The following is a 24678-nucleotide window of genomic DNA, read 5'->3' on the forward strand; positions in this document are numbered from 1 at the left end:
GGCCGATGCAGCGGCGCTGCCCTGATAGCGTATCAGTGCGGAAGGGCCTTCGCAAGATGCGCGCTGGCCCTACAAAAAAAGCCGAGCAGCCGATTTCGAAAAATCAGCCACTCGGCCAGAAACACTTCTTCCATCGTACCAGTCGACGGACTAGTCGCCGCTAATGCTAAGCGTCTTTGCCGTCCTTAGAATCGGCGGGTTTCTCTTCGGACTTTTCAGGAGATTTGTCTTTGTTTTTCCCCTTGCCCTTTTTGCCACCTTTTCCGCCCGGTCCCCCTTCGGGTCGTCCGAAACGAAGCTCTTGAGCTTCCAGAAAACCGTCGGAGTTTTTATCCATTCTTTCAAAATGCCGCTTCAAGCGTTCGTCCGCTTCTTCTTTGGAGACTTTGCCGTCTTTGTCTTCGTCGAGACGTTCCAAAAGCATGCGTCCCCTGCCGCGCCGCCCTGCTTCGCCACCTTGAGGACGACGTCCTCGTTCCGGCCGCTGACCTCGTCGTCCGAATGCTGGTCGATCTCCGCCCGGGCCACGTCGTCCGGGGGCACCTAGCAATTCAGGCCCATCCAACATGCCGTCATTGTTTTTGTCTAGTTCATCAAACAATTCAAAGATTTTGGTCATCTCTTCCTTGCTCAATTTTTTGTCGTCGTTCGCGTCCAATTTCGTAAAGAATGCCGGAGGCCGCGGGGGACCGCCGAAACGTCCGCGTCGGGCGCCACGCCCAGCTCCACGTCGCGGTCCCGGTCCGTCTCCCTCGCCACGCCCCGGTCGGGCGACGCGGCGGAACTCATTCAAGTTGATGCTGCCATCCTCGTCTTTGCCGGCACGCTTGAGCATGCCCGCGAATCGTTCCTTGAAACCTTCAGGCACTTCATCGACGGTCAGCTTGCCGTCTTCATCGCCATCGAACCGTTTGAACATACGTTCGGGGTCCGGTCGTCCCTCAGGCCGACCAGCACCGGGGCCGGGGCCTTTTTTAGCGGTTTTTTTGCCTTCAGCGTCGGGCTTTTTACCTTCGCCCTTGGCTTTTTTCTTGCCCGCTTTGCCTTTACCGGAAAAATTCTCAAAGTCCTCAAGCGTCAACTCGTCTTTATCCAACCGTGTAAAGATGCGGTCAAAGCGTTTTTTTTGCCTCTCGGGAATCTCGTCTTTGGTCACTATACCGTCACCGTTTTTATCGAGCCGCCCAAACAATTTTTTGGGATCTCGTCCCCCCTTTTTCTTGTTCTTACCTTTGCCTTTGCCGGGACCCTCAGCAGTGGCTGTTGGCTTGGGTTCGGGTTTGGTGGCCTTGACGAATTCGTCTTTCGACAATTTTCCGTCTTTGTCTTCGTCTCCCACACGGACCAAACGTGCAAAGAACTTGGCCCGCGCCTCTCCGACTTCATCCGCATCGATTTGGCCATCGCTGTTTTTGTCCAACTTCTCAAACAGATTGGCCGGTTTAGGACCGTCTGCTGCATCATCTGCCGTGGCGACTAACGGTGAAAGCCCCAGGCTGAGGCCAAGCACCGCGAACCACGAAAAAAGTGTCACTTTCATCATTGTGTTTCCTGAATTGGAGGGTCGAAAAGTGTTCGCGGCCGCGGGAAGCAAATGCCCCACGGCGGGGAGACAGGTATTGTTCGTTCACAACCTATTAAACACCGCTTTTCCCCCCAGGTATCGCCCGCCTTGGCAAAAATTGCGAAAATCTCCGTAGAATCCTATTCCGATCCAATGATTAAAAAACGGCCCGCGCTCCCTAGCAGGGATTGCGGACCGTTGACATTTTGCAATTTCTGAACGGTGTCGACTTTCTCGGCACCGAAGTTCGATTACGGCGCTTCGGACTTTTTGGGCGTAAAGCTTTGCAAAAAGTACCCTTGCTCATCGGGCACCATATAGCTGCCGCGCGGCGGGAGGAATTTTGCGATCGTCTCGAAGTCCGGCAATTGGGAGAAATCAATCTCATCAAATGCTTCGCCGAACATAAATCCACCGTTACCCGCTTTGATGAACTCGTATGCCGTTTTCACATCGGCATCGCTTTCGGTAAATGTCACGGCTGATGTTTCGGCTGGGAAATATGCAGCGATTTTCTTGTAGGCAGCGGAGTCGGACAATTTGCCCGCGTCGGCATCTCCCAAAATCACTTTCTCCAGCATGGTCACGTCCATGCCGATCATCAAATGATCTTTGACAATAGCGACCCCGATCAACTGCTCTTCACCACCACCGGCGGCTTGCCCTGGATTCAGCTGGGCTGCCATTCCCGCAGGCACCGTGATTTCATACAGGGTTTCACCGCGGTACTCACGTGTTTCGACCGGAAAGCCTTCCATGTTCGCAATCTTGGCCAAAACGGCTTTGGCATCCTCGCCATTCTTGACCTCCATGGCAAACAACGATCGCGTATGTTCGGGATCGTCGACATCAGGCATGTCGCGGACGACTCGGATTTTCCCGGTCAGCAAATCGATCACATCGTCTTTCAGATGCACGTCGCCGTTGAATTGGCCTTCGGATAACTGGTCCAAAACCATAGCCAATGCGCCCGGTCCCCTGAAGGTGTCGACCAATGTCTCAATGGAACGATAGGCTTTATCGATTCCCCAGTTGATGGCAAAATAGCTGGTCGCATTCTTCGGGACCCATGCCGGCGGCACTTGTGAGTCGGGAGGGAAATTGAAGACTTTCAGCAGTCCAGTTGTGGGTTGTTCCATGTAGAACAATGTCCGAGAAACGGAATCGAATTCCCCTTCTCCCATCGACACGGTTCCCCCAGCGGCCTTGAGATTGCTCAAACCGGTCAATGGCAAAAAGCCGACGACCATGCCCATCTGCGGGTTGGAAGCAGCGAGCACTTGAACCAACCCAATCGGGTCTAAGTACCAAGTGATCAACGAAGGGGAGGTTTCGCCTTCTCCGCTGCATTTTTTGACGAGATACCGGAACACGTCATTGCTCATCAGCGTGCTGTCATGTTCTCCGTCCCAGCGTGCCAAGACCGTCTGAACGACGTCGACTCCTTTGCCGATGATCAGGTACGAATCCTTGAGGCAGTAGGCCAGATCAAAATCGGTAGGCTGGGCTTGACCCTCGGCCACATCCTCCTTCAGTGAGATGATCTCGCTGCCCTCATACTCCTCGGTCGAGCGTTCGATCCCTTTTTCCTGCATGCCTTCGGTGATTTTATCCAACACCGTATTGACGAGATCGCCTTTGTCGCCGAAGTCGATCATGGCGACCGGTGCAATCGATTTTCCAGGAGGCTGAACGACGGCCACTGTGATTTCCCCTTGGGGAATCGACAGGAATTCTTCCAAGCTCGCTCCGAGTTTCTCCTCGAATTCTTCGGATTTCCCTTGAATGACCTCGACGATGCTTTCGCGGACCGTTGCCAAATCAGGATGATTCAACATTTGCCCCGACAACGACGCATTGAATTTTTCCTTCAATTCAGCGGTATTGCGAACGCTCAAATACGCATAAACATTCGTAGGCAAGCGCCGCACGCTGGAAATTGCCTCGTCCTGGGCGCGGGCCGATTGTGCAGCGGCGAAGACTAAGGTCGAGCCGACCACTACACTCAGGCAGAATTGGACAAGTTGTTTCATGGGTCTCGTTTGATCCTTTCTGGATTTCATCGGCCGCGGCGGCGGAACCGCCCACCGCACTTTCGCAGCCGTTTATAAGTCGTCGTGACGCAACGATCACTTGCCGTTCGGCTGGTAAACGGAGAAGTCCGCCACAGCCTGACGAAATTCTAGTGGCCACGCCCAGCAAGTCTAGTCGACAAGCGGGAAATGTCGTAGCCCGAAATCGCTCTCGCCTGAAATCGCCGTTTGGCTTGCGCTTCTCAGCTGTCAGCGACCGCCCCGCAGACATGACCACATAACGTCTCAACAAATTACCAACTGCAGCCTGTGAGCGGGTCACTAAAGTCCCCAACACTTGGCTACGATGGGAATCCGTCAGTCGTTGGAGAAAGTGTGTCGCAACACTCTCGGTAAAACGGAGCGAGATTGACTGGCACGTTGATTAGGGTTTCGGCGTCGTTGTTTTTTTCCGCTCCGGCCCCCCGGCGGTTTTGCGTCGCGGCGCATCGAGGTAGCGATAGCCGGTGTTGGGATTGTTCTTATTGAACGCAAAGGCTTCGCGGTTATTCAAAAACTGCTTCAAATAGGCGACCGGGATGGCAAATCCTAAACCCTCTCCGAACAAAAGCTTCATGTTCGTCACGCCGACCACTTCGCCACGCATATTGAACAACGGCCCGCCGCTGTTGCCGGGATTGATTTCCGTCGTGGTTTGGATAAACACCAAGCCTTGGAAGTTGCGATTGCGGTTGCTGACAATCCCTTGAGAAACCGAACGTTCCAAACCGAGAGGATTGCCGATGGCAAAGACCGGATCGCCGCCGCGCAGTTCGTCATCCTCGGCAATGAAGACGTGCTTGAATTTCAAGTCGGACTGCACGGGGATTTGCAACAATGCCAAATCCAAAAACGGATTCAGCGCCACAATCTTCACATCGTTGATTTGCCGCCGCACGAACTCCCCTTCGCCGCTGCGATGAAACACAGTCGCGGCGATGCGAGTTTCCTGCTCGACCACATGGTAATTCGTGACGCAATATCCGCGGTCGTTTAAGATAAATCCCGAGCCGAGTCCACCGGGCGTGGTGATCAGGACCACCGCTTCGCCAAATTGTTGCGTCAAATCCTTGACCGAACGAACCGGCAGTTTGGCGGAGCTGTAAAGGTCGTTCTTCTCGACCGCCTGCGGCGCGGCTTGTTTTGGTTTGTCATCGCTGGTGTGGGTCTTAATCCGCGACTTGGGTACCCGCACAATGTCGACTCCCAGATCAAGAATCAGTTGTTCGCCGGCATCCTTGAGGACTTCCCCCTGCAGTGTTTGCCCCGACTTCAACTCAATCACATCGCAGCGTGCCGCGCGGGCACCGGTTCCGACGATTGCCCCCACGACAACCGCCAGCATCATCAAACGACTGTGGGAAATCCGCTGCATCAGGCATCCTTTCCTATCATGGCTGTTTTCTTTCCGCTTGGGAAAGTTTCGAATTGCGAAGTGATTCAACACTGCGTTCGCCTTGTTCATATCCATAACAAACTCCCTCTCCCTCCGGGAGAAGGCCGGGGTGAGAATTTTCTCGCGAAGCACCCGACGAGAATTTCTATTGCGAACTCGTGTCTTCTTGAAAACAGTTTATTCTGCGTCGAAGCGAAAGTCGAGGTGACAGGCAGTACAGGCTTTGGTCATCCGCTCCCGTGCTGCTGAATGCGCGGCGAAATCGGTCTTCTCAGCGGCTTGCAATGCATCTTGGACCGCTTGAATCAAGGCTTGTGATTGCGTCACATATTCTGGCTCGTCGGCCATATCATATTCCTTGCGTGCCGTCACCGTCGCCAACAATGCCAGCATCGACAACTCATGCCGTAGTTGATCTGGCTGCGACCGGAAGCTGTTTTCATCCCCGGTGTTCGCTTTCAACCACGCATCGCTAAGTTGCATGCGCTTCATCAAGTTGTTGCGCGGCGCAAATTCGTCGAGTTGCGCGTTGGTGTTGGGCGGCTCTAAATCGGCCGGCTGATTTCCTGAGAGCAGTTGTTCCAATTGTTCATAAATTCTCGATGCCGGGTCGTAGTGTTGGCGCCCCAAGCCGGTCGCCGTCTCCGCGAGCTTCGCGGAAAGATCCCGCACCTCGGGACCGTGAGCCTTCCAAGTGATCAAGTCGGGATGCGTTTCGGCAATCATTCCCAGCACGGCCATCACACTGCTTTGAACCTGCAGGGCTTTGTAATTGCCGTTGTACCGTTGCACAGATTGAAATGCTTGCCTGAGCGCCAGCCGAATCGTCTTGGCTTCAAATTGAATGCCATCGCCGGATAACAGCGCCGCCCACACGGCCGCCTGGTCGGAGTTGTCCTTCGGGTTCGCTGGTTCTGCGGGCGAATTCGTCGCGTCGGATTCGGTGGAGTTTGCAGTCGTTGTGGTCTCTGCCGTTGTGCCAGTCGGCGCCGTTGTGCTTGAGGCTGCTCCTGAGTTGGCAACCGCCAACGGGTCATCGAACCAGACGTTTGGCCAAACATCGAGCGGAATTCCAGAGATAGTCGGCGGCGTCTTCGCCGGGTCGTCAGCCGGTGGAGCAGCCTGTGGCGCGGTATTGCTTGGTGTAGCGTTGCTCGGTGCGGACTGAGCATTCGCTGCGCTTGTCGGATCGTTGGTCGGCGTATCCGTGGTCGGCTCGTTGCCGGAGCATCCGCAGAACGTCCCAAGGACGACGAGCACAACCGCGTGGAGCGCGCGTTCGACAAACGATTGTTGGTCAAACTTCTTCAAAAACCTGTTCTCCCATCCGATTTGTGGCGACAGCCATCGTCGCCGAAACATGTGTGGGCGACCTATGAAATTTCAGATGCACAAAGTGTCCAACTAGAAGACGGCATATCCCCCCGATGTTTTTTTAGCAGCGACGGCCATTATGCGAGGTCGACAGTTCAGCCGCAAGACGAGGCCGACTGTTGGATGCCGTGAAGAGGCGTTTGTCCCCTTGTGCGGAATCCCGTTTGCGGCCTGATTTTGGTGACTGGTAGGAATTATTCCCAGTTTGCGGAAAAGGGGGCCGAAGCAGGCTGAGTGACTTGCACAAGCAAGATTTTCCTAGTATCCCTAACCGGAAGAACTCACCCATATTGTACGGATTTGTAAGTGGAATTCCAGAAAACACGCTGAAAGGGTTTGGTTTCTGAGATATACTTCGCGTGTCTGAGCCAAAGTGATTACGGCGGCTCGTGACGAGATCCCCAAAATGGACCCAGCGAATTTGGTTCGCCTCAACAATTAGAGCAGTTTGACGACAAAACGGAGTTCGTCACGTTGTGGGTAAGACAAACAACTCAGTGCCTGATCCAGTTACCCTTCGAACGTTTCGAAAGATTTGGCTTGAGCAAGGAAGGTTCATCTGAGAAGGAGCATTTTCGATGAAAAAACTCATGGTTACGACGGCATTTGCCTTACTATTCTGCGCCTCGACGGTCAGTTTTGGCCAAGAAGGTCCTGTGATTCTCGGTCCGGCCAGTGGTGGTGACACCCTTGCCGCCCCCACCGCCGAAGGTGAAGCGATTATCGAGCCGATTCCCGCCGGTCCGATGGAAGCCTATCCGGGCGGCGTGGTCGAGTCTTTCTCGCTGTTTCAATGCGTGAGAGTGAAAGATCCGCATCACATTCACCCGTGTGCAGTCCCGACGATTATCCAAATCGCCGATCCCTGCGGGCAGAAGCGTGGTAATTGCTGTGCCCCGCCCTGTGTGAACGTGCAAATCTGCGTTCCCCCTTGCGGTTGCCCGAAGATCAAGACGCGTCGCAACGGCCACTACGTCAAATACGACTATGGCAAGTACCGCATCGAAGTCACTTCGCGGAACGGCAAAGTGATCGTCGACTACGACGATTGATCGAAACGACAGAACAACGGTTTCTCACCATTGTAGAGAAGCTCACTGTTAAAAATTGAAACCGGCCGCGTGAAATTATTTCACGCGGCCGGTTTTTTAGTGTGCTGTCAAGCGGCTTGGTCGTGCAACAGACATCAATCGAGCGGCAAGTCGTGCTCGCGTAAAAACGCATCCAACTCCGGACGCGTGAAGACGCCCGCCGTGGCGCCGATTTGGCGGACGCAACTTGCTCCCAGTGCGCTACCCAGTCGCAAACACTCGGCATTGGAGCGTCCCTCGAGCATGCCCAACACGAACCCCGCGTCAAAGGCATCGCCGCTGCCGGTCCCGTCGACAAACGAGACCGGAAACACGCCCCCTTCGATTTGCTCGCCATCGCTGGCCAAAACCGTACCCGTTTCACCACGGGTGATCACGACCGTCCGTGCTCCCGCAGCACGAAATCGCTCGGCTTGATCCCGCACATTTTCCAAACCAGTCATCAACCGCGCTTCGTCTTCGTTGGGGAAAAACAGATCGGTGTACGGCAAGACGGCGGCAATCCGCTCCCAGAGTTCTGCCGTGGGAGCGATAGCCACGTCTAAGACTGTTTTCACCCCCGCCGCTTGCGCGCGACGAAACAAATCCGCCGCCGCCTCAGCGGTCAGGGCGGGCATCAGCAAATATCCACCGAGATACAAAATCGGCGCAGAGGCCAACATTTCGTCGCTCACCTCGGTTCCGTCGAAAACCGCATTGGCGCCGAATGCATGCACGAAACGGCGGTCCTCTCCGGCGACGTTGACAATCAGCGTGCCACTGGTCTCCGTATCGGGCGTTTCCATCAGATACTGCGTCTCGACGCCGGCAGCAGTGAGTGACTCGGAAACAAAACCTCCGAAGACATCGTCGCCGACACGTCCCACAATGGCGACCCGCAGGCCCAGTTTGGCCAAATCGACCGCCACATTGGCGGCGCAGCCTCCGGTGGAAAGTTGCAGCCGATCGGCCATTTGCAGATGACCTGCCGCAGGCAACGACGTGATCGGCGTGCAGGCATGGTCAGCGACGACAATCCCGACGCAAAGACAGTCATATCGGTACTCAGCCATATCCCCGTTCTTCTCCCCGGCTCGACAGAATTACCCAGCGGTCTCGGCCGGCTTGGTTATTGGGGGCACATTGACCGGACGTTCAACGACCTTCACCGCATTATTCGTGGTTGGTTCCACAGCCTCGACAGGATCGGCCGGCTTCTCAACGTCTTGCGGTTTGTCCTTGCCGACGGCACGCAACAACCATCGCATGATGGGATACGTGATGATTCCGCCCACGGTCGCCACAATCGCCGAGCCGAACAACAACGGCATACCGACGTCAATAAAGACCGCATGAATCGCATCCAGCCATTCGCTGAAACCATGATAGGTCAACAACCGCTCAAAGTCGTCGTGGCTGACTGTGTCCTTAAAGAACAGCGTCCCCACCTTATAATTCGCCCAATAGATGGGAATCATCGTCAGGGGATTGGAAATGTAGACCGTGATCAAAGCCGCTTTACGGTTGAACCGCACGAACAGGCTGACCAGCATCACCAACACCATTTGGATGCCGACCGTGGGGGTCAGCCCCAAAAACATGCCGATCGCAGTCCCTTTGGCGATTGAATGCGCACTGTCATCCAACGATAAAATTGCCCGCAGCAGCGTTCGCGGGCTACTCCACCAGGGGATTGACTTAGAAGAGGACATGCACGACCGATAATCAATATGCTGTTTTGACCAGACAAACACGGACGAGCCACATTAGCGGTCGGCCGTAACACTGCGTAATCAATTATAGGGGACAAGATTCGCCGCGAAAACTGACACCGGTATAACCAGACAACTCAATTCCATCGGAAAAGTCGGAATCGACAACCAACAACGCACCGACACGCAACAAAACGGACCAGAACCGGCAGCTTCGCTCTGCAGCATGTGACTTTGGTTCGGTTGACTGGTATGATTCAGTGAGGAGTTGTGGCACCCATGCCCGCCCCCTCACCCAATTATGGGACACAAACCACGTCCCGTATCAATTTCTTCGTCACGCCAAGGTTTCATCGATGAGCGAAAATCGCTGTGCACTAATTACGGGGATCACCGGCCAGGACGGGTCCTATTTGGCCGAACTGCTGGTCTCCAAAGGATATGAGGTGCACGGGCTGATCCGCCGCTCCAGTACCACGACCACGGGCCGCATCGCCCATCTGATGGATGCCGCTCCCGGACCGGGGAGCGTCGAATTGCACTACGGCGATCTCTCGGACAGCATCGGGTTGAACACTCTGATCCTCGATATCGAGCCGGACGAAATCTACAACTTGGCTGCGCAAAGCCACGTGCGCGTCTCTTTCGACAAACCGCTCTACACCATGGACATCACCGGCGTGGGAGCATTGCGCATCTTAGAAGTCGCCCGGCAACTCGCTCGCCGTAAGGAAGTCCGAGTCTACCAAGCTTCCTCCAGCGAAATGTTCGGGGCAGCTCCCGATGTTCCGCAAAACGAATTCACCACATTCCGCCCACAAAGCCCCTACGCCTGCGCCAAGGTCTATGCGTATTATCAGACCATCAACTACCGCGAAGCGTATGATCTGTATGCCTGCAACGGAATTTTGTTCAACCACGAATCCCCCCGTCGGGGCGAACAGTTCGTCACCCGCAAAATCACCCGCGCCGTCGGCCGGATCATGCATGGATTTCAAGACAAACTCTTCCTCGGCAACCTCGATGCCAAACGGGATTGGGGTTATGCGAAGGATTACGTGGAAGCCATGTGGCTGATGCTACAACAAGACGAGCCGGATGATTTTGTGATCGCCACCGGCGAGTCGCACAGCATTCGCGACTGCCTGGAAATCGCCTTCGACCGTGTGAATTTGAACTGGGAAGATTACGTCGAAATTGATCCACGCTTTTTCCGCCCCACCGACGTCTCCTTCTTGCAAGGAGATTGCAGCAAAGCTCGCGAATCGTTGGGCTGGGAACCGAGTACGCCGTTCGAAGAATTGATCCGCATCATGGTCGACGCCGACTGCGACCTCGCCGCCCGCGAACGCGCCCTAGAAGACATGAACGCTAACACCGACCCCCGCAAATAGCGGCGGGGCCGCTTGGTGCGAGCTGCCGCTCGAAATTGGATAGGCCGCTCCCGTTGGTCACTCTACTGAACCGAGACGGTCGCCGGGAGGGCGAAGCTCCTGCTGAGCTGTGGGCGGGACGCTGGACGTCATTTGCAAGTTCATCGAACACGATGACACGCATAGTAGCTCGCGGCTCGGACGGAGCCTCGCCCTCCCGGAACGTTGCCTACGAAAACGGCGCTTGCATCGCTCGGCGCTGCGTGTTCCAATGCTCTGCAACAGGCCCAACATTCCACCGGGCCGCTCGCACATCTCAATGTCGCTTACGAGGCAGCGGTGTTGCGCCGTGAGACTTGCGGCTTACGAAACACGACGTCTTAAATCGAAGGAGACACTGCTGATGCTCTGGGAAATGTATCAATACCGGGCGATTAACAATGCGAGTTCAAAGGCGTCAATTGCGGAAACGAAAGCGACGACGACAGGCAACAACCTGCGGCTTTTAGAAGACAAACTCGATTCCCTGGCGCTGACCTGCCAAGCGTTGTGGGAAATCCTCCGCGATCGCACAAAATTGACCGAAGAGGATTTGATCGCGAAAGTCACGGAGATCGACCTCCGCGACGGCAAAGAAGATGGCCGCATGGGAAACGCCGGCATCCCCTGCCCCCGCTGCAACCGCACCCTCAGCCGCCGCCACGACAACTGCATGTACTGCGGCGAAGAGGTCGGCAAATCGCATCTGTTTCAACAGTAACCCGAGCTGTTCGATGAGCAGCAAAATGTAGGGTGCGTCACGACGCACCTTTCCATATAGGACGACAGATCATCCCAACGAATCCATGCGTCGCACACGTATTGACGAAAGAATTTAGCCACAGAGCACACAGAGGTCACAGAGAAAGTAATAAAGCCACCGCCATTTTGAGCTGTGCAAAGCTCGGTATCACAGACGTTTTTACAGAGATTTTTCACAGTAAATCGATGACGATTGTATGGACGTTCGCAACTATCTATCTCGGTATTGGATCACCTTCCCTGATGATCCGTCGTTTCCAATTGGGCAGGGTGTTACCGCATACTCACCTGAAGATGCGATGCTTTTGCTGATTGCGCGCGGTTATGACTTCCATGTGCGCGCAAAGCGAGTCGAGATTCGCGAAATTCAATCATTTGACGACATCAACCACGAATATGTCACCCGCGTTGCGGGGCCACTTCGATTTCGGGGCATCTGGTATCCGTGCTTTAACCTTGGCATCGATGCCAATGGACGTTGACAGCCTCTCATCGCCCCATTAAACCCCACAAACTTGCCAACGCCCCACCGCCCCGGTTAGATAGTAGGACAAGCGATTCATCCCAACGAAAGATCCTCATGCAAAAACTAACCCCAAGATGGCGAGGCGCACTCCTATTGGTGGGGAAGATTGTGTTTTACGCGCTGAGCCCCGTCATTTGTGTGCTATTGGCAGCTGGCATCGCTGGCTTGCTTGGTTGTCAGTTGGCGGGAGGTGATCCCGCCCCCTGCAATTGCCTTGGGGTCGACGTAGGCAAGCCAATTTATGCGATGGCGATGATGGGCTGGTTTGCAATTGGCACATTACCGCTTGGCGCGATTGGGGTGATCGCGGTTCTGGCTATTACTACCGTGCAAGAAATCGCAGAACGGCTGAGAGACAGATCGGCTCGAGAACGTGCAGAATTTGAAGATTTTTAAGACGCCCCTGTCAGCCACATGGCGATCTGCTCGACGAGGCGGTTTTGGCCATAGACCTTAATCGCATTGAAACGTCCTCCCCACGTCCTCCCCACGTCCTTGCCAACGCCCCGCCGCCCCGGTTAAATAGATAGAGGCGCTCACAGTCTCCTTCGCAACGCACACCGGGACCGAAACCATGCGACATTGTCCGCTGCGGAATTCGTTATTGTTGCTCGGGGTGGTCACTGCTCTGCATTTGTCGACCATTGCGTGCACAGCGGCGGAGGCGTTGCCGGAGCGGGTTGATTTTAATCGTGATATTAGGCCGGTCTTGTCCGACATTTGTTTCCATTGCCACGGGCCGGATGAGGAGCAGCGGCAGGCGGATTTTCGGTTGGATCAACAGGAGTCGGCGTTTGCGGATCTGGGCGATCATCTGGCGATTGCTCCGGGAAAACCCGGCGCGAGCGAGCTTTATCTTCGCATCACAGCTCAAGATGCTGACGAGCGGATGCCGCCGGTTGATTCGGGGCGGCAATTGACCGCGCGGCAGATTGCGCTGATCAAAAAATGGATCGAACAGGGGGCGGAATGGCAGACGCACTGGTCGTTCGCACCGATTCGCCGTCCGGCTTTACCAGCGATTCAACATGAAAAGTGGAGCCGCAATCCGATCGATGCGTTTGTGTTGGCGCAGCTGGAAGCGCAAGGCTTGCCCCCTTCGCCGCCGGCGGACAAGACGCGATTGATTCGCCGCGTAACTCTAGACCTGACCGGTCTGCCACCCACGATTGCCGAAGTCGATGCGTTTCTGGCCGATGATTCGCCCGGTGCTTACGAGAAGGTGGTCGACCGGTTGTTGGCATCGCCGCGGTATGGCGAACGGATGGCGACGCACTGGTTGGATGCGGCGCGGTATGCCGACACCAATGGCTATCAGACCGACGGCGACCGCTCGATGTGGCGTTGGCGGGATTGGGTCATTGAGGCGTACAACAACAACATGCCGTTCGATCAATTCACGATCGAACAATTGGCGGGCGACCTGCTCCCCGAGCCAACGTTGGAGCAACGGATCGCTACGGCGTTTAATCGCAATCATCGCGGCAACGGCGAAGGGGGCGTGATTGAAGAAGAATACGCCGTTGAATATGTCGTCGACCGCGTGGAAACCACCGGGACCGTTTGGCTGGGACTGACCATCGGTTGCGCGCGGTGTCATGACCACAAGTACGATCCAATATCGCAGCAAGAGTTTTATCAACTCTTCTCTTTTTTTAATAATGTCCCCGAGCGCGGCAAAGCGGTCAAAAACGGAAACTCACCGCCGATGATGAAAGCGCCGACACGCGCACAACGAAACCAATTGGACGAAGTCGAAGAGCGTCTCGCCGCAGCAGAGACAAATTTCGCGGAATTCCAACCGGCAATCGAACAAGCGGAGCGAGACTGGGAATCGACGTTTGATTGGATCCTGGCGAAAGACTGGGCCCTGGACCGCGCATTGACGGCGCATTTTCCATTCGATGGGACGGCCGAAAACACCCTGGCTGAGCAACCGGTGAAAGAAAAAACCGGCGACGAAGAGGCACCGCAAGAACCTGAATATGGCACAGGGCAGCATGGCGAGGCGGCGGTTTTTGATGCTGCACAACCGCTGCCTGTCGGGGAGGTTGGCAATTTCAGCTACCTCGACAAGTTTTCGGTCGCGGCTTGGATCTCTCCGCGCGATGTCGAGCGGGGGGCGATTGCTTGCAAGATGCAAGCCGACGAGTATTCCGACGGTTACGAGTTTTGTCTGCATGACGGCAAACTGCAGGTCAATCTGGTCAAGCGTTGGTTGGATGATGCCATACGTGTCGAGACACGCGAATCGCTAGTGCCCGGGCAGTGGTATCACGTGGCGTTGACCTACGATGGTTCGCGGACCGCCGCCGGAGTCAAGATTTATATCAACGGCCGCGCTGCCGAGTTGAAGATCAATCTCGACGAGTTGAATCAAGACTTCAATAACGACCGTCCGCTCCTGATCGGTGGCGGCGGTGATCCGCAGCACTTTGAGGGGTTGATCGATGAGGTGCGGATTTACAAAACGCAATTGACCGCTGAGGAAATCGATCTATTAGCGACGCCCGATACGCTCCAAGACATTGCGGCGATACAGCCCGCTGAACGGACACAGCGACAAGGGAACAAGCTCCGCGCCTACTTCATTCGCAAGCAAGCCCCCACACCGCAGCAGGATGCGTTTCAGGAATTGGCGGCGGTGCGTGAAGAACGAGACCGGCTGGTTGAAAGTTTTCCCACAGTGATGGTCATGCTGGAGATGCATCCGCCGCGGCAAGCACATGTGTTATTGCGGGGCGAATATGACAAGTTGGGCGATGCGGTCCAACCGGGCGTACCGGTCAGCCTGCCCCCCTTCCCTAGCGGAGAATCTAACAACCGTTTGGGACTGGCGCGGTGGTTGATCTCACCCGACAATCCACTCACAGCTCGCGTGACGGTCAATCGTTATTGGCAAAACTATTTCGGCGTCGGACTGGTCAAAACAGCAGAGGACTTCGGCTCGCAGGGAGAACAGCCCAGTCACCCGCAACTATTAGACTGGCTGGCGGCCGAGTTCATCGAATCGGGTTGGGATATCAAAGCCTTGCAAAAGACGATCGTGATGAGTGCTGCCTACCGACAATCGTCGAAGGTGACGCATAAACTTTGGGAGCGTGATCCGGAAAACCGTCAACTGGCTCGCGGACCGCGACAACGTTTGTCGGCAGAGACGATCCGCGACCAAGCGTTGGCCGCTGCGGGATTGCTGGTCGAACAAATCGGCGGGCCGTCAGTCAAACCGTATCAACCGGCCGGACTGTGGGAAGAAATCGCCAACACAACATACACCCCGGGAACGGACGGCGATCTATTTCGCCGCAGCATGTACACCTTTTGGAAACGAACCGTCGCCCCACCCACCATGATGGCCTTCGACGCTTCCAGCCGCGAAACGTGCACCGTAAGGCAGTCCCGGACGAACACGCCGCTGCAAGCGCTCGCGCTCTTGAATGCGACGACGTTTGTAGAAGCGGCGCGCAATTTGGCGCAACGGGCGATGTTAGCAGGAGGCGATTCGAGCGAGTCGCGACTGACCTACGCCTTCCGCTTGGCCACCGCCCGCCGGCCCACTGAGGCGGAGCTGAAGATCCTCACCGCTGGTTTCGCCCGGCACTTAGCTGGTTATCAAGCGAACCGCACCGCAGCAGAGGAACTGTTAAAAATCGGCGCCTCGCCGCGCGACACGCAACTCGACACAGCAGAGTTGGCCGCCTATTCGGCTATGGCGGGGCTGATTTTGAATTTGGACGAAGTCGTGACCAAAGAATAGCAGCGCCGCCGCGCAACTGTTTTGCCAAGGGTAGTCGTTGGTAAAATGCAGTGTGAGGCGAGTGGCTGGTTATGCAAAAAACAATTGTCGTGCTGGGAATGCATCGTTCGGCAACGTCGCTGGTCGCCTGTGGACTTCATCGAGAAATCAGCATGGGAGACGACCTCCTGCCGGCCAGTGATTCGAATCCTCATGGGCATTTCGAGGATCGGCATTTTGTGCGGCTGAATGATCAGATCTTGTCCGCGGCTGGTGGCCGTTGGGACCGTCCGCCGTCGCGGCAAGCCATTCAGAACGTAGCTGCGGGCTTTTCAGATCAAATCCAATCGACGCTCGAGCTAGCGGGAAGCGGTAAGGAGATCTGGGGGTTCAAAGATCCGCGGACGACGTTGACGGTTCCCCTCTATTTACCATTTTTGCAAAACCCGCATTTCGTCTGCAGTTTCCGCGCACCGGATCAGTTGGCGCGATCGCTTAAACGCCGCAACGGATTTCCATTGGAGAAAGGGCTGCGGCTGGCGGCGATTTACAACCGCCGGTTGCTGGAGTTCCTGAGCGAATTTACAGGACTAACCGTGCATGAGTCGTACGATGGCCCGTAACCGCTACGCCGCGCGGTTCAGCGTTTGCGTTTCCCGCAATTGCCCCGCCTCGTGTGCCCGCAGGAGATCTTGAAAATCCTTGCCGGTCGGATCGATGAAGGGAAATTCGGAATCGATACTAAACGACATATCGCGATTGAGATTCAGATTGACGTAGGGGTCGTTCATCAATTGGTGCCCCCACTTGCTAATCATATAGTGCCGTTCAAACGTTTCGGTGACGCGTCCTCGTGATCGTGATTCCTCGTGAATCAAGGTCGCGTAAGGTGTGTAAAGGTGCTCGTAGCCGCGTTGTGACAAGCGCAGACAGAAATCGACATCGCCATAACCATTGGGCAAGAAGACTTCATCTAAGCCGCCCACCTCATGATATTTCTCCTGAGCAATCATGAGGCACGCGCCGGTGATCGCGGAGACCTCATGAACCGTCTTGGTGATGTTGTTATAGGCGGTCGTATTTTCAGGAAGTTCTTTGAAAGAGTGATTGGCAACCCGGCGGTCTTGGAGTTCCAAGCCGGCATGCTGAATTTTACCGGTGGGATACAACAACTTGCAGCCTACGGCCCCCACTTCGGGGAATTGCGCGAGTCGCAACATTTCCTCTATCCAATCGGGCGACTGAACGATGGTGTCGTTGTTCAGCAAGACCAGATATTCGCCCTGCGCGATGCTGGCGCCGCGATTATTCAAGCTTGCAAAATTAAACGGCCCCTCGACATGTTCGATGCGTAGCTGTTTTGGGTGTGACGATTGAAACTGCCGCATGACATCCAGCGCCGCCGTCTGAGTCGTAGCATTATCCAACAGCACGACTTCGAAGTTCGGATAAGTCGAGGAGGCAAAAATTGATTCCAAACATTTTCGCAGCGACTCGCCATGGTCTTTAGTCGGAATCAATATCGAGACGAGCGGTAACTCAGTAGGGAGTTCGAATCGCACACGGTAATGAAACGATTCCGGTTCCCACTGCACATCAGCAGGTCGTCCCCGCCGCTGACAGGCTTCGGTTACGGCTTTGACTCCGGCGATCGCCGCATACGGCTTGCTGTCGGCCGATTTGGCGGTGCTGGTTTCAACCGCCCGCCATTGGTAGAGACAAAACGGGACGTGTATGATCGGCCGATCAGTCGCCTCGACACCCCGCATCATCAGGTCGTGATCCTGCGATCCCTCGAAACCGGTGCGAAATCCGCCGATCTCGCGAATGAGCGTTGTGCGATACAACGATAAGTGGGTTGTATAGTTACAGGAGAGGTGAAGAAACGGCGACCAATCCGGCTTGCAATACACCAAAAATGTGGCTTTGCCGTCCGACTCAATCACACGCTCGTCGGAATAGAATATGTCGGATTGAGCGTTGAGATTGATGTACCGCACCATCTCGGCCAAGGCATTGGGTGTTAAGCGATCATCGTGATCCAATAGCGCCAAATACTCCCCGGTGGCCATCTCAATACCCCGATTCGAGGTCGCGCTAATGTGCACGTTTGTCGAATTCGTCGCGAATTTTACCTTCCCGGGATATACGGCAGCGAAATCATGCACCATCCGCTGCAATTCCGAAATCCCCGAGGCATCATCGACGATACACAGTTCCCAATTTGTGTAGCATTGCATGGCAACCGAGGCGAGCGTTTCGCGAAAGATAGCAGGGTCGACACGATAGACCGGCAAAATGATGCTGATCTTCGGCTGGTTGGGCATCCCCTGCACTCGGATGGTTACATCGCGATAATAGGCCTGCAATTCGTCATACGCCGTGGTCCTAAACAACTTCGTATCCGTACCATCGTGCAGGATCGTTAACACTTTTCCATAAAAGTGAAACGCTCGATTGGCGGTGCGCAGCAAGACCTCTAGCAATTGAATGCTTAGAAAGAGAACCTTGCGAATTGGACGCCCCACTATGTGATAAAACAGTTTTACAACCATTGCCCCTAGCTATCCTTAGCCTTGCACTTCGACGCAGAAATACAAATCCAATCCATGGATGTGGCGGGATGTTAGCGGATCTTTCGAGATAGCACTAGACAAATTTTGTGGCATAAAAACCGGGGCTTAGGGCCGCCAAATTGTGAAATTTGCCACAGTGGAATAGAATGAGCAGCACACGACGCGGCTGACGATTGCCCCCGTTTATTCCATCAAATCATGCTCTTGAGAGGAACCTACACATGAAATATTTGCATATCCAACGCCGCGCGGGCGTCTCAGCCCTTTTGTGTGCCTTGTTGCTGGGCGGAGGGGTTTGGGTGCAAAATCTAGCCGCTGAGGATGACAAACCGGAAACGGGTTGGATTGAGATTTTTTCCGGCAAGGATTTAAACGGGTGGACGAAAAAGACCGGGGATTGGGAAATTGTCGGTGATGTGCCGCTGAATCCTGACAACCCCAAAGCCTTTGCTCCAAAGCCCGGCACGGGGGTCATGGTCAACGGTAAGGGGGGCCGCGACACGAATATCTTCACCAAACAAAAACATGGCGACGTGCAAGCCCACATCGAATTCACCGTCCCAAAAGGCTCTAACTCGGGGGTCTATTTTCAAGGGCGGTACGAAGTGCAGGTCTTTGACAGTTACGGCGTAAAAGAGGCCGAGTCGAGCGACTGTGGCGGGATCTATAAGCGGTACAATGAAAAGAAGAGCTACGGTTTCGAAGGGCACGCACCGCGATTGAACGCCAGTTTACCACCGGGGGAATGGCAAGTGTTCGATGTGACGTTTCGCGCGCCTCGATTTGATAAAAATGGCAAAAAAATTGAGGACGCAAAATTCGTCAAAGTGGTCCATAACGGAAAGGTGATCCACGAAAACGTCTCGACCACCGGCCCGACCCGCGCAGCTGCCTTCTCGGACGAAAAACCACTCGGCCCGTTGATGATTCAGGGAGACCACGGCCCGGTCGCCTACCGCAACATCCGCATCAAACCCATCAAATTGGATTAGCATTGGCAGCCGTTTCTTTGTAGTGTGCGTCGCGACGCACCTTTCGATGTCGCACGAGAGTTTCACAACACGGAGAAACGGATCAACAAAATCTACGACCTTCCCGGGGAACTGCTGCTGTTAAAACATGTATGACTTGTTTTGACGGCATGGAATAACGCTCGTCGGATCGAAAATCCTGACCCCGGTCCTCTCCCAGAGGGAGAGGGCGAAGTTGAGGTCGGGTGTGTTGCTGCGATGTTTGTCGAGATTTTCAGAGCGACTCGCCGACCGACTTGGCACACCCCTCTGACAATTCACATCACACTCTAAAGACAAACTGCGAGACCAAATCTCCGATGGAACCGGACATGGCCGCCAAGTGGACATTGGCCCTCTATATGGCGATCGCGATCGCGATGGCGCTCTGGCATGGTGCGCGGTGGCCGGATGGTTGGCATGCTTGGGCACTTGCGATTGTCAATCGGTTTTATATCCGCGCATTTTTTCACTTTCGCACGAATCGCCCTTGCCCGTTTCCCACGGACGGGCCGGCAATCATCATTGCCAACCATAGTTCCCCGATGGATCCCATGTTTGTCTGGGTGGGCCGCCGCGAAACGATCGGGTTTATGATGGCCCGCGAATACTACGAAGTGAAATTTCTGCATTGGATCGCAGTTGCTATGCAGTCCATTCCAGTCCAACGCAACGGCAAGGACCTCGCTCCCACGCGCGCTGCTTTGCGGCGGTTGAAGGACGGCAAGCTGCTCGGCGTTTTTCCCGAAGGGGGCATCAATCGCGAACGGGACCTGAAAGCGGGAAATCCCGGGATGGCTTGGTTGGCCGTGCGGTCTCAGGTGCCGGTCTATCCCGTCTACATTCACAATTCCCCCGGCGGCGAAACCATGATCGAGCCGTTTTACAACTTCTGTCCCGTCACCGTCTACTACGGCGATCCGATTGACCTCTCGGCATATTATGACAGCAAACCCACGCAAGAGGTGCTACAAGAAGTGACCGACATCATGATGGCCCACATCGCGGAGTTAGGCGGGGTGGGGTATACGTCCTGCATATCCACCACGTAATTTCTCTGGGTATACGGCGAATGTAAAATCAGGGTTCGCGGATCAGCATGTCGGGGCATTCGATCGAGACCCCTTTGACAGAGACCCCCAATTGGGGCCAGCCTTCCATCGGACGCAGCGGTTCATATCCGTTTTCGGCGATCAAAATCGTATCGCCCAATTTGGCCGGACCAATGGTAGGATGCCAGTGCAGAGCCATGTTGGCAGTCAATGGGATGTGATTGGTGGGGGAAATTGGCAATTCGCAGGCTTGATACCCGATCATTTCCCCCTGATCGCACATGCGCCATTCCCGTTCGTAGCCGAATTTTTCGTAGATGCGGCTGACGCGGCCGAAGAGTTTGCTGGCCGGGGTCTCGGGACGTGAAAAGAAAATACCGGTCGCCTCGACCATGGCGGCGGCTTGGTAGGCTTGGGTGAGGGATTTCGACGGTTGTCCGAAACAGACCGTGCGCGTCGCTGCCACGCAAACCCCCCAACGCGAGCCGACTGCGGAGAGCACACACGAATTGCGCAACGGATCGCCGCTGTAACTCCAGTGCCGATGACGTTCGCCGCGACCGTCGACCATGACTTGCATTTGGATGGGGGTGACCTGCCGGTGTACCAATCGGTGGGACAATTGACCGGCAATTTCGGCCTCGGTTTGTCCCAATTCGAGTGTCCGCGCCGTTGCTTCGACGGCATGCGTCACATGTCGCCCCACGATCCGCATGCGTGCTCGTTCTAAACTGGTTAATTGTAATCGTAGATTGCGAATCTCGGTCGACGCATCAATCGTCTCGCGATCGCCCGTATCACTGGCGACGTTACGTCCACGGCAGAGGTCGTCGAGCAACACGTGCGGAGGTTCGGTCCAGGGACGCTCCTTGAGGCTGAATCCGAGTTGCGGAATCTCTTCTTCAAAAATTTGCGGGGAATTACAATTGTTAGCGATAACCAAGCGGGAATCGGGTGTAATAAAGAGAGCGGCCAATGGTTGCCCCATACCACGCCCGGAGCTATCTCCACCAGATGTCAACCAAGAAAAATTGCAAGGTTTTTGGAGTAACAATGCGTCCCAGCCATTGGCTTCGAGCAGCCCCTTGACCAAGTCGTGCTTGTTTCGCACATCCTGTTCGCGGTCCAATTCCTGCAGAGGCATTTCATTCGCAGGTTTGTTTGGAGGCATTTCGTTTGCGATCTGGGTCATGCAGGGCCTCACTTGGAGGAAATCTTCGTCGTATTTGCATGGCGACTGTTGCACAACCGGGGTATGTGCTCCGCGATTCAATCCATCACCTCGCTGGGTCGACCTTGCCCGGAGATCCTTTGAGGGGAACTTCCAAAGACCGGCGCGGAGAGTTGTCATCGATGTCAGGAGGATTGTCGGCGACGGGGACGACGACGATATTGCATGGCCAGATGGTCGGCATTCGAGCTCACGCGAGATCGATCGCGGCTGCGGCGGTATTTGTTACCCCAGATCGTCGTCAGCAAGCCAACCAAAGCACCGGTCAAAATGGCTGAGACACCGCCGATCATCTGTAGATGGGCCTTTTGTTTGCTGTGGACTACATCAGGGGATTCACGGCCGGTATCCGGATCGTATCCGAGAACTTGTGTTCCATCTGGCATGAAATGGATTTGAGCGCGCAGGGCCTCGGTTTTAGAGAATGTGGCATAGGACATTCCCAGCAGAACAAATCCGGCCAACCAAAGGCTGATACACAGTATTTTAATAAATTTGATGAACATAATCCGGGCCCGCTCAACTCCAACTATGCCACTGCGTATACACAATTCGACCGCGAATTGGTTCTGAATCTGTCCTCATGCAACAATCATCTTGGACGTCTGTAAATCTTAAGACACCCCCAAATTTCTATCATGATGATAAATTGATGTTTGGGCAACAAAAAAACACCTCTTTGGCGGAAATTCTTTACGCGGCCGACAGTACTAAAACTGCCACAACTAAATACCCTACCAGCAGTTAAGTTACAAAACACAGCTGCAAACCACATAAATTGGCCTGTGGGAGACTGACGAAAAAGATCGTTTCATGGACTGCTTGGTTTGATCGACCTTTTGATGGCTTGGCGGTTTCAGTCCTCACGCTACGATGGGACGACTGGTTGTGAGCGTTTTGGGCACGATGGTTGATGATTGCTTCGGACATGTGGAGGACGTTGATGGCGGTGCATGAATCGGACCGTGAAGATCTGATGAAGGAGGCGACCGCGCTGCGACGGCGGTGCGAACTATCGCTCCCTGATGATGACAACACGGTGATTGCCGGGTTTCATGAGGATGGGCGATTCTCCTTATTTTTTGGGGCGGACCCGGCCTTTCATTTCGATGACGTCGGCCGCCTGCGCCGCGGGTTTTGCTGCGGAGACCTTTATCGCACACAGGGTAAAACACTTGCACGACTGACACGGCATCGCGAAGCGGGGAAATCGCACTTGTTGCGTCACGATTTGACTCCGGAAGAGTTGGCGACATTTCTGGGAACCATGGACCAACGCTTGATCCATCTCCAGGATTGCCTGCAAAGTGATAGCTTCATCATGGGTCAGCAAATCCCTGCGACGCCTTCTTTGATTCCTAACATCCTGAATTCGCTGACATTGATTGGCAGTCGTGCAGAGCGCTTAGCACCGGCGATTAAAGGTTAATGACTGCCCAGTGCATTGAGTGGTCGTCGCGATGACGATGATTTTTATTGCTCTGCTGATTAGTAGCGGTTCGCGTGAGGTGCCTGTTGTCTCAGTTGCGTATTGCTGGCTCAGATGTCGGATGTTGACAAAACGCCACATGGTAAGAGCGATCACTTTTCTTGCCGCGCGGGTTTTTGTGATGTAGGGTTTTAATGGAGCGTTAGAAAAAGGAATTGCTACGTAGGATCAAACGCATTGGCCATTCGGCTTCACATCATGTGATTCCTGCGATTTCGGGCCCCAAGGAAGCGCTCTTGGAAGGAGACTACGACTATGTCTGACAATACCCATCATGACCGTCAAGCGATCGACTCGGTGCTGGACCGCGTGAACGAATTGCATTCGTTACCGCAGGTCGCCATTTCGATTCTTAATCTGACTCGCGACATCGACTACGACGTACGCGAAGTCGTCGCCTGCTTGGAAAACGATCCAGGTTTGGCGGCTAAAATCTTACGGACGATCAACTCGTCACGCTACGGGTTGCGGCGTGAAGTCACGAATCTGCGACAGGCGGTTGCGCTGCTCGGCCAGCGTTCGTTGCGTCTGGTCGCAATGACATTTAGCCTCGTCGACGGTCTTTCGCGCGGCTCCGCTAGTCAGTTGTGCCAGGAATATTGGCGGCGATCGATCAGCATGGCGACGCTGAGTTCGCGACTGGCCAAACGGACCGAACTGTTGGATCACAACGACGCCTATTCCGGGGGATTGTTGGCCGATCTTGGCGTATTGGTGCTTGCACAAGTCAAGCAAGATGAATACGTCAACATGGCGTTAGAAATCCCTCACGGCCCGGAGTTGTTGCGTGCCGAACAAGACAAGTACGGGTTTACACATGCCCAATTGGGGGCCCAGTTGTTGACGCGTTGGGGCTTTCCAGAATCGCTGGTTCAGTCGACACAGAATCATCACGATGACATTGACAACGACAACAAACTACAGCTAGTGACCCATGCCGGCTGTCTGATGGCCGAAGTGCTTTGGACGCCTGATTCGCCGCAATTTCCGGCTGCACGCAAATTGCTGGAAGAACGATTTAATCTGACGACCGATGACATTATCGACCTGGTCGTTGGTACGAAGGCGGATGTGGAATTCAATGCCGGACTTTTTGGCGTGACCATCGAGGGCGAGATCGACGTCGAAGCCATCCGGCAACGAGCGGCGACGAAACGCGCCGAAGTCTTCGCCGAGTCGGCTGCTGAACTCGCCAGACAGGCAACTCAGGATGAACAAGAGATCATTGCTGTTGCCAGCGCAACCGAGAAACGGCATCTGGGGACGATGGTGATTAAGCTGTATCGTGACAGCGACCCGATGCGGACGGGAATCATCTGTGAATTTGAGAATATTTCACCCAGTCACATCGAACTGCGATTACCGCTGCCGGTGAGTATGTTTGAACAGGTCAAAGTCCATCTGCACAACGAAGTGCAGGCGTTCAATTCTGTGCTACGGGGCACAGTCCGAGAAACGTTTGACGACGACAACGTTTTTTCGCGACTGGATATTGAATTGCACAATCGCATCAGCAGCTTTGACCTAACCGCATTGGAAAATGCCGGCTTGCGAGACAAACCGGTCAAAGGCCCGGTCTGGATCTAAGAGCGTGTCTTCCATTCCGCTGGCAACTTCATTTCAGTGTCACGGGAGAACGAAGCTCCCGCTGCACCGGAATTGGATAGTCCCACGTGGGAAAAGATGGCAATCCTCG

20 protein-coding genes are annotated in these 24678 nt (G+C 54.8%); 11 read left to right on the forward strand and 9 right to left on the reverse strand.

Annotated features, from left to right (window positions below; translation table 11 throughout):
- Positions 1 to 166: 166 nt before the first annotated feature.
- From CA54_RS22965 to CA54_RS22980, 4 genes are all read right to left on the reverse strand, one after another.
- Entirely contained in the window at positions 167 to 1543 is a 1377-nt protein-coding gene (locus CA54_RS22965; protein WP_146373294.1) for an EF-hand domain-containing protein, read from the reverse strand.
- Between the two features lie 272 nt (positions 1544 to 1815).
- Positions 1816 to 3597, reverse strand: a complete 1782-nt coding sequence (locus CA54_RS22970) for a hypothetical protein (RefSeq protein ID WP_146373295.1) — start codon at positions 3595 to 3597, stop codon at positions 1816 to 1818.
- Positions 3598 to 4021: 424 nt separating this feature from the next.
- A complete protein-coding gene (locus tag CA54_RS22975; protein WP_231963167.1) occupies positions 4022 to 5011 on the reverse strand; it encodes a S1C family serine protease in 990 nt (329 codons plus the stop codon).
- Between the two features lie 198 nt (positions 5012 to 5209).
- The gene (locus CA54_RS22980; protein ID WP_146373296.1) at positions 5210 to 6343 is read right to left on the reverse strand and encodes a hypothetical protein; all 1134 of its coding nucleotides are present in this window, start codon (positions 6341 to 6343) and stop codon (positions 5210 to 5212) included.
- A gap of 641 nt (positions 6344 to 6984) precedes the next feature.
- Here CA54_RS22980 and CA54_RS22985 point away from each other — a divergent pair.
- The gene (locus CA54_RS22985; RefSeq protein ID WP_146373297.1) at positions 6985 to 7458 is read left to right on the forward strand and encodes a hypothetical protein; all 474 of its coding nucleotides are present in this window, start codon (positions 6985 to 6987) and stop codon (positions 7456 to 7458) included.
- A 134-nt stretch (positions 7459 to 7592) separates the two neighbouring features.
- On the opposite strand, the gene CA54_RS22990 is transcribed toward CA54_RS22985, so the two are convergent.
- Both CA54_RS22990 and CA54_RS22995 read right to left on the reverse strand, forming a co-directional pair.
- Positions 7593 to 8549 carry a carbohydrate kinase family protein gene (locus tag CA54_RS22990; protein ID WP_146373298.1) on the reverse strand — a complete coding sequence of 319 codons (957 nt, stop codon included), beginning with the start codon at positions 8547 to 8549 and terminating at the stop codon, positions 7593 to 7595.
- A gap of 30 nt (positions 8550 to 8579) precedes the next feature.
- Positions 8580 to 9188: a DUF2062 domain-containing protein gene (locus CA54_RS22995; protein ID WP_146373299.1), complete on the reverse strand. Its 609-nt coding sequence runs from the start codon at positions 9186 to 9188 to the stop codon at positions 8580 to 8582.
- Positions 9189 to 9544: 356 nt separating this feature from the next.
- On the opposite strand from CA54_RS22995, the gene gmd reads away from it, so the two are divergent.
- From gmd to CA54_RS23025, 6 genes are all read left to right on the forward strand, one after another.
- Positions 9545 to 10582: a GDP-mannose 4,6-dehydratase gene (gmd, locus tag CA54_RS23000; protein ID WP_146373300.1), complete on the forward strand. Its 1038-nt coding sequence runs from the start codon at positions 9545 to 9547 to the stop codon at positions 10580 to 10582.
- Positions 10583 to 10964: 382 nt separating this feature from the next.
- Entirely contained in the window at positions 10965 to 11321 is a 357-nt protein-coding gene (locus CA54_RS23005; protein WP_146373301.1) for a hypothetical protein, read from the forward strand.
- Between the two features lie 238 nt (positions 11322 to 11559).
- The gene (locus CA54_RS23010; protein WP_146373302.1) at positions 11560 to 11844 is read left to right on the forward strand and encodes a hypothetical protein; all 285 of its coding nucleotides are present in this window, start codon (positions 11560 to 11562) and stop codon (positions 11842 to 11844) included.
- A 98-nt stretch (positions 11845 to 11942) separates the two neighbouring features.
- A complete protein-coding gene (locus CA54_RS23015; protein ID WP_146373303.1) occupies positions 11943 to 12284 on the forward strand; it encodes a hypothetical protein in 342 nt (113 codons plus the stop codon).
- 178 nt (positions 12285 to 12462) lie between these two features.
- On the forward strand, positions 12463 to 15645 hold the full coding sequence (locus tag CA54_RS23020; protein WP_146373304.1) for a DUF1553 domain-containing protein: 3183 nt from the start codon (positions 12463 to 12465) through the stop codon (positions 15643 to 15645).
- 71 nt (positions 15646 to 15716) lie between these two features.
- Positions 15717 to 16247, forward strand: a complete 531-nt coding sequence (locus CA54_RS23025; protein ID WP_146373305.1) for a hypothetical protein — start codon at positions 15717 to 15719, stop codon at positions 16245 to 16247.
- 3 nt (positions 16248 to 16250) lie between these two features.
- On the opposite strand, the gene CA54_RS23030 is transcribed toward CA54_RS23025, so the two are convergent.
- Positions 16251 to 18179, reverse strand: a complete 1929-nt coding sequence (locus CA54_RS23030) for a glycosyltransferase family 2 protein (protein WP_146373306.1) — start codon at positions 18177 to 18179, stop codon at positions 16251 to 16253.
- Between the two features lie 242 nt (positions 18180 to 18421).
- On the opposite strand from CA54_RS23030, the gene CA54_RS23035 reads away from it, so the two are divergent.
- Together CA54_RS23035 and CA54_RS23040 are read left to right on the forward strand one after the other, a co-directional pair.
- Positions 18422 to 19192 (forward strand): 3-keto-disaccharide hydrolase, encoded by a 771-nt coding sequence (locus tag CA54_RS23035; RefSeq protein WP_146373307.1) that lies wholly within the window; start codon positions 18422 to 18424, stop codon positions 19190 to 19192.
- A gap of 350 nt (positions 19193 to 19542) precedes the next feature.
- Positions 19543 to 20262, forward strand: a complete 720-nt coding sequence (locus tag CA54_RS23040) for a lysophospholipid acyltransferase family protein (protein ID WP_197532749.1) — start codon at positions 19543 to 19545, stop codon at positions 20260 to 20262.
- 28 nt (positions 20263 to 20290) lie between these two features.
- Here the strand turns inward: CA54_RS23040 and CA54_RS23045 are convergent, their stop codons facing one another.
- Both CA54_RS23045 and CA54_RS23050 read right to left on the reverse strand, forming a co-directional pair.
- Positions 20291 to 21454 carry a M24 family metallopeptidase gene (locus CA54_RS23045; RefSeq protein ID WP_197532750.1) on the reverse strand — a complete coding sequence of 388 codons (1164 nt, stop codon included), beginning with the start codon at positions 21452 to 21454 and terminating at the stop codon, positions 20291 to 20293.
- Between the two features lie 164 nt (positions 21455 to 21618).
- The gene (locus CA54_RS23050) at positions 21619 to 21999 is read right to left on the reverse strand and encodes a hypothetical protein (RefSeq protein ID WP_146373310.1); all 381 of its coding nucleotides are present in this window, start codon (positions 21997 to 21999) and stop codon (positions 21619 to 21621) included.
- A gap of 407 nt (positions 22000 to 22406) precedes the next feature.
- Here CA54_RS23050 and CA54_RS23055 point away from each other — a divergent pair, with 407 nt between their 5' ends.
- Positions 22407 to 22922: a hypothetical protein gene (locus CA54_RS23055; protein WP_146373311.1), complete on the forward strand. Its 516-nt coding sequence runs from the start codon at positions 22407 to 22409 to the stop codon at positions 22920 to 22922.
- Positions 22923 to 23237: 315 nt separating this feature from the next.
- Positions 23238 to 24569, forward strand: coding sequence for an HDOD domain-containing protein (locus CA54_RS23060; RefSeq protein WP_146373312.1), 1332 nt, complete (start codon positions 23238 to 23240; stop codon positions 24567 to 24569).
- The last annotated feature ends 109 nt before the right edge of the window (positions 24570 to 24678 follow it).

This window comes from Symmachiella macrocystis (assembly GCF_007860075.1).
In the GTDB taxonomy this organism is placed as follows: Bacteria; Planctomycetota; Planctomycetia; order Planctomycetales; family Planctomycetaceae; genus Symmachiella; species Symmachiella macrocystis.

What these genes read in the sequence shown, in the direction of transcription:
- CA54_RS22965 (WP_146373294.1), bottom strand. Translation starts at nt 1,543, where the DNA reads ATGATGAAAGTGACACTTTTTTCGTGGTTCGCGGTGCTTGGCCTCAGC.
- CA54_RS22970 (WP_146373295.1), bottom strand. Translation starts at nt 3,597, where the DNA reads ATGAAACAACTTGTCCAATTCTGCCTGAGTGTAGTGGTCGGCTCGACC.
- CA54_RS22975 (WP_231963167.1), bottom strand. Translation starts at nt 5,011, where the DNA reads ATGCAGCGGATTTCCCACAGTCGTTTGATGATGCTGGCGGTTGTCGTG.
- CA54_RS22985 (WP_146373297.1), top strand. Translation starts at nt 6,985, where the DNA reads ATGAAAAAACTCATGGTTACGACGGCATTTGCCTTACTATTCTGCGCC.
- CA54_RS22990 (WP_146373298.1), bottom strand. Translation starts at nt 8,549, where the DNA reads ATGGCTGAGTACCGATATGACTGTCTTTGCGTCGGGATTGTCGTCGCT.
- CA54_RS22995 (WP_146373299.1), bottom strand. Translation starts at nt 9,188, where the DNA reads ATGTCCTCTTCTAAGTCAATCCCCTGGTGGAGTAGCCCGCGAACGCTG.
- gmd (WP_146373300.1), top strand. Translation starts at nt 9,545, where the DNA reads ATGAGCGAAAATCGCTGTGCACTAATTACGGGGATCACCGGCCAGGAC.
- CA54_RS23005 (WP_146373301.1), top strand. Translation starts at nt 10,965, where the DNA reads ATGCTCTGGGAAATGTATCAATACCGGGCGATTAACAATGCGAGTTCA.
- CA54_RS23010 (WP_146373302.1), top strand. Translation starts at nt 11,560, where the DNA reads ATGGACGTTCGCAACTATCTATCTCGGTATTGGATCACCTTCCCTGAT.
- CA54_RS23015 (WP_146373303.1), top strand. Translation starts at nt 11,943, where the DNA reads ATGCAAAAACTAACCCCAAGATGGCGAGGCGCACTCCTATTGGTGGGG.
- CA54_RS23020 (WP_146373304.1), top strand. Translation starts at nt 12,463, where the DNA reads ATGCGACATTGTCCGCTGCGGAATTCGTTATTGTTGCTCGGGGTGGTC.
- CA54_RS23025 (WP_146373305.1), top strand. Translation starts at nt 15,717, where the DNA reads ATGCAAAAAACAATTGTCGTGCTGGGAATGCATCGTTCGGCAACGTCG.
- CA54_RS23030 (WP_146373306.1), bottom strand. Translation starts at nt 18,179, where the DNA reads ATGGTTGTAAAACTGTTTTATCACATAGTGGGGCGTCCAATTCGCAAG.
- CA54_RS23035 (WP_146373307.1), top strand. Translation starts at nt 18,422, where the DNA reads ATGAAATATTTGCATATCCAACGCCGCGCGGGCGTCTCAGCCCTTTTG.
- CA54_RS23040 (WP_197532749.1), top strand. Translation starts at nt 19,543, where the DNA reads ATGGCCGCCAAGTGGACATTGGCCCTCTATATGGCGATCGCGATCGCG.
- CA54_RS23045 (WP_197532750.1), bottom strand. Translation starts at nt 21,454, where the DNA reads ATGACCCAGATCGCAAACGAAATGCCTCCAAACAAACCTGCGAATGAA.
- CA54_RS23050 (WP_146373310.1), bottom strand. Translation starts at nt 21,999, where the DNA reads ATGTTCATCAAATTTATTAAAATACTGTGTATCAGCCTTTGGTTGGCC.
- CA54_RS23055 (WP_146373311.1), top strand. Translation starts at nt 22,407, where the DNA reads ATGATTGCTTCGGACATGTGGAGGACGTTGATGGCGGTGCATGAATCG.
- CA54_RS23060 (WP_146373312.1), top strand. Translation starts at nt 23,238, where the DNA reads ATGTCTGACAATACCCATCATGACCGTCAAGCGATCGACTCGGTGCTG.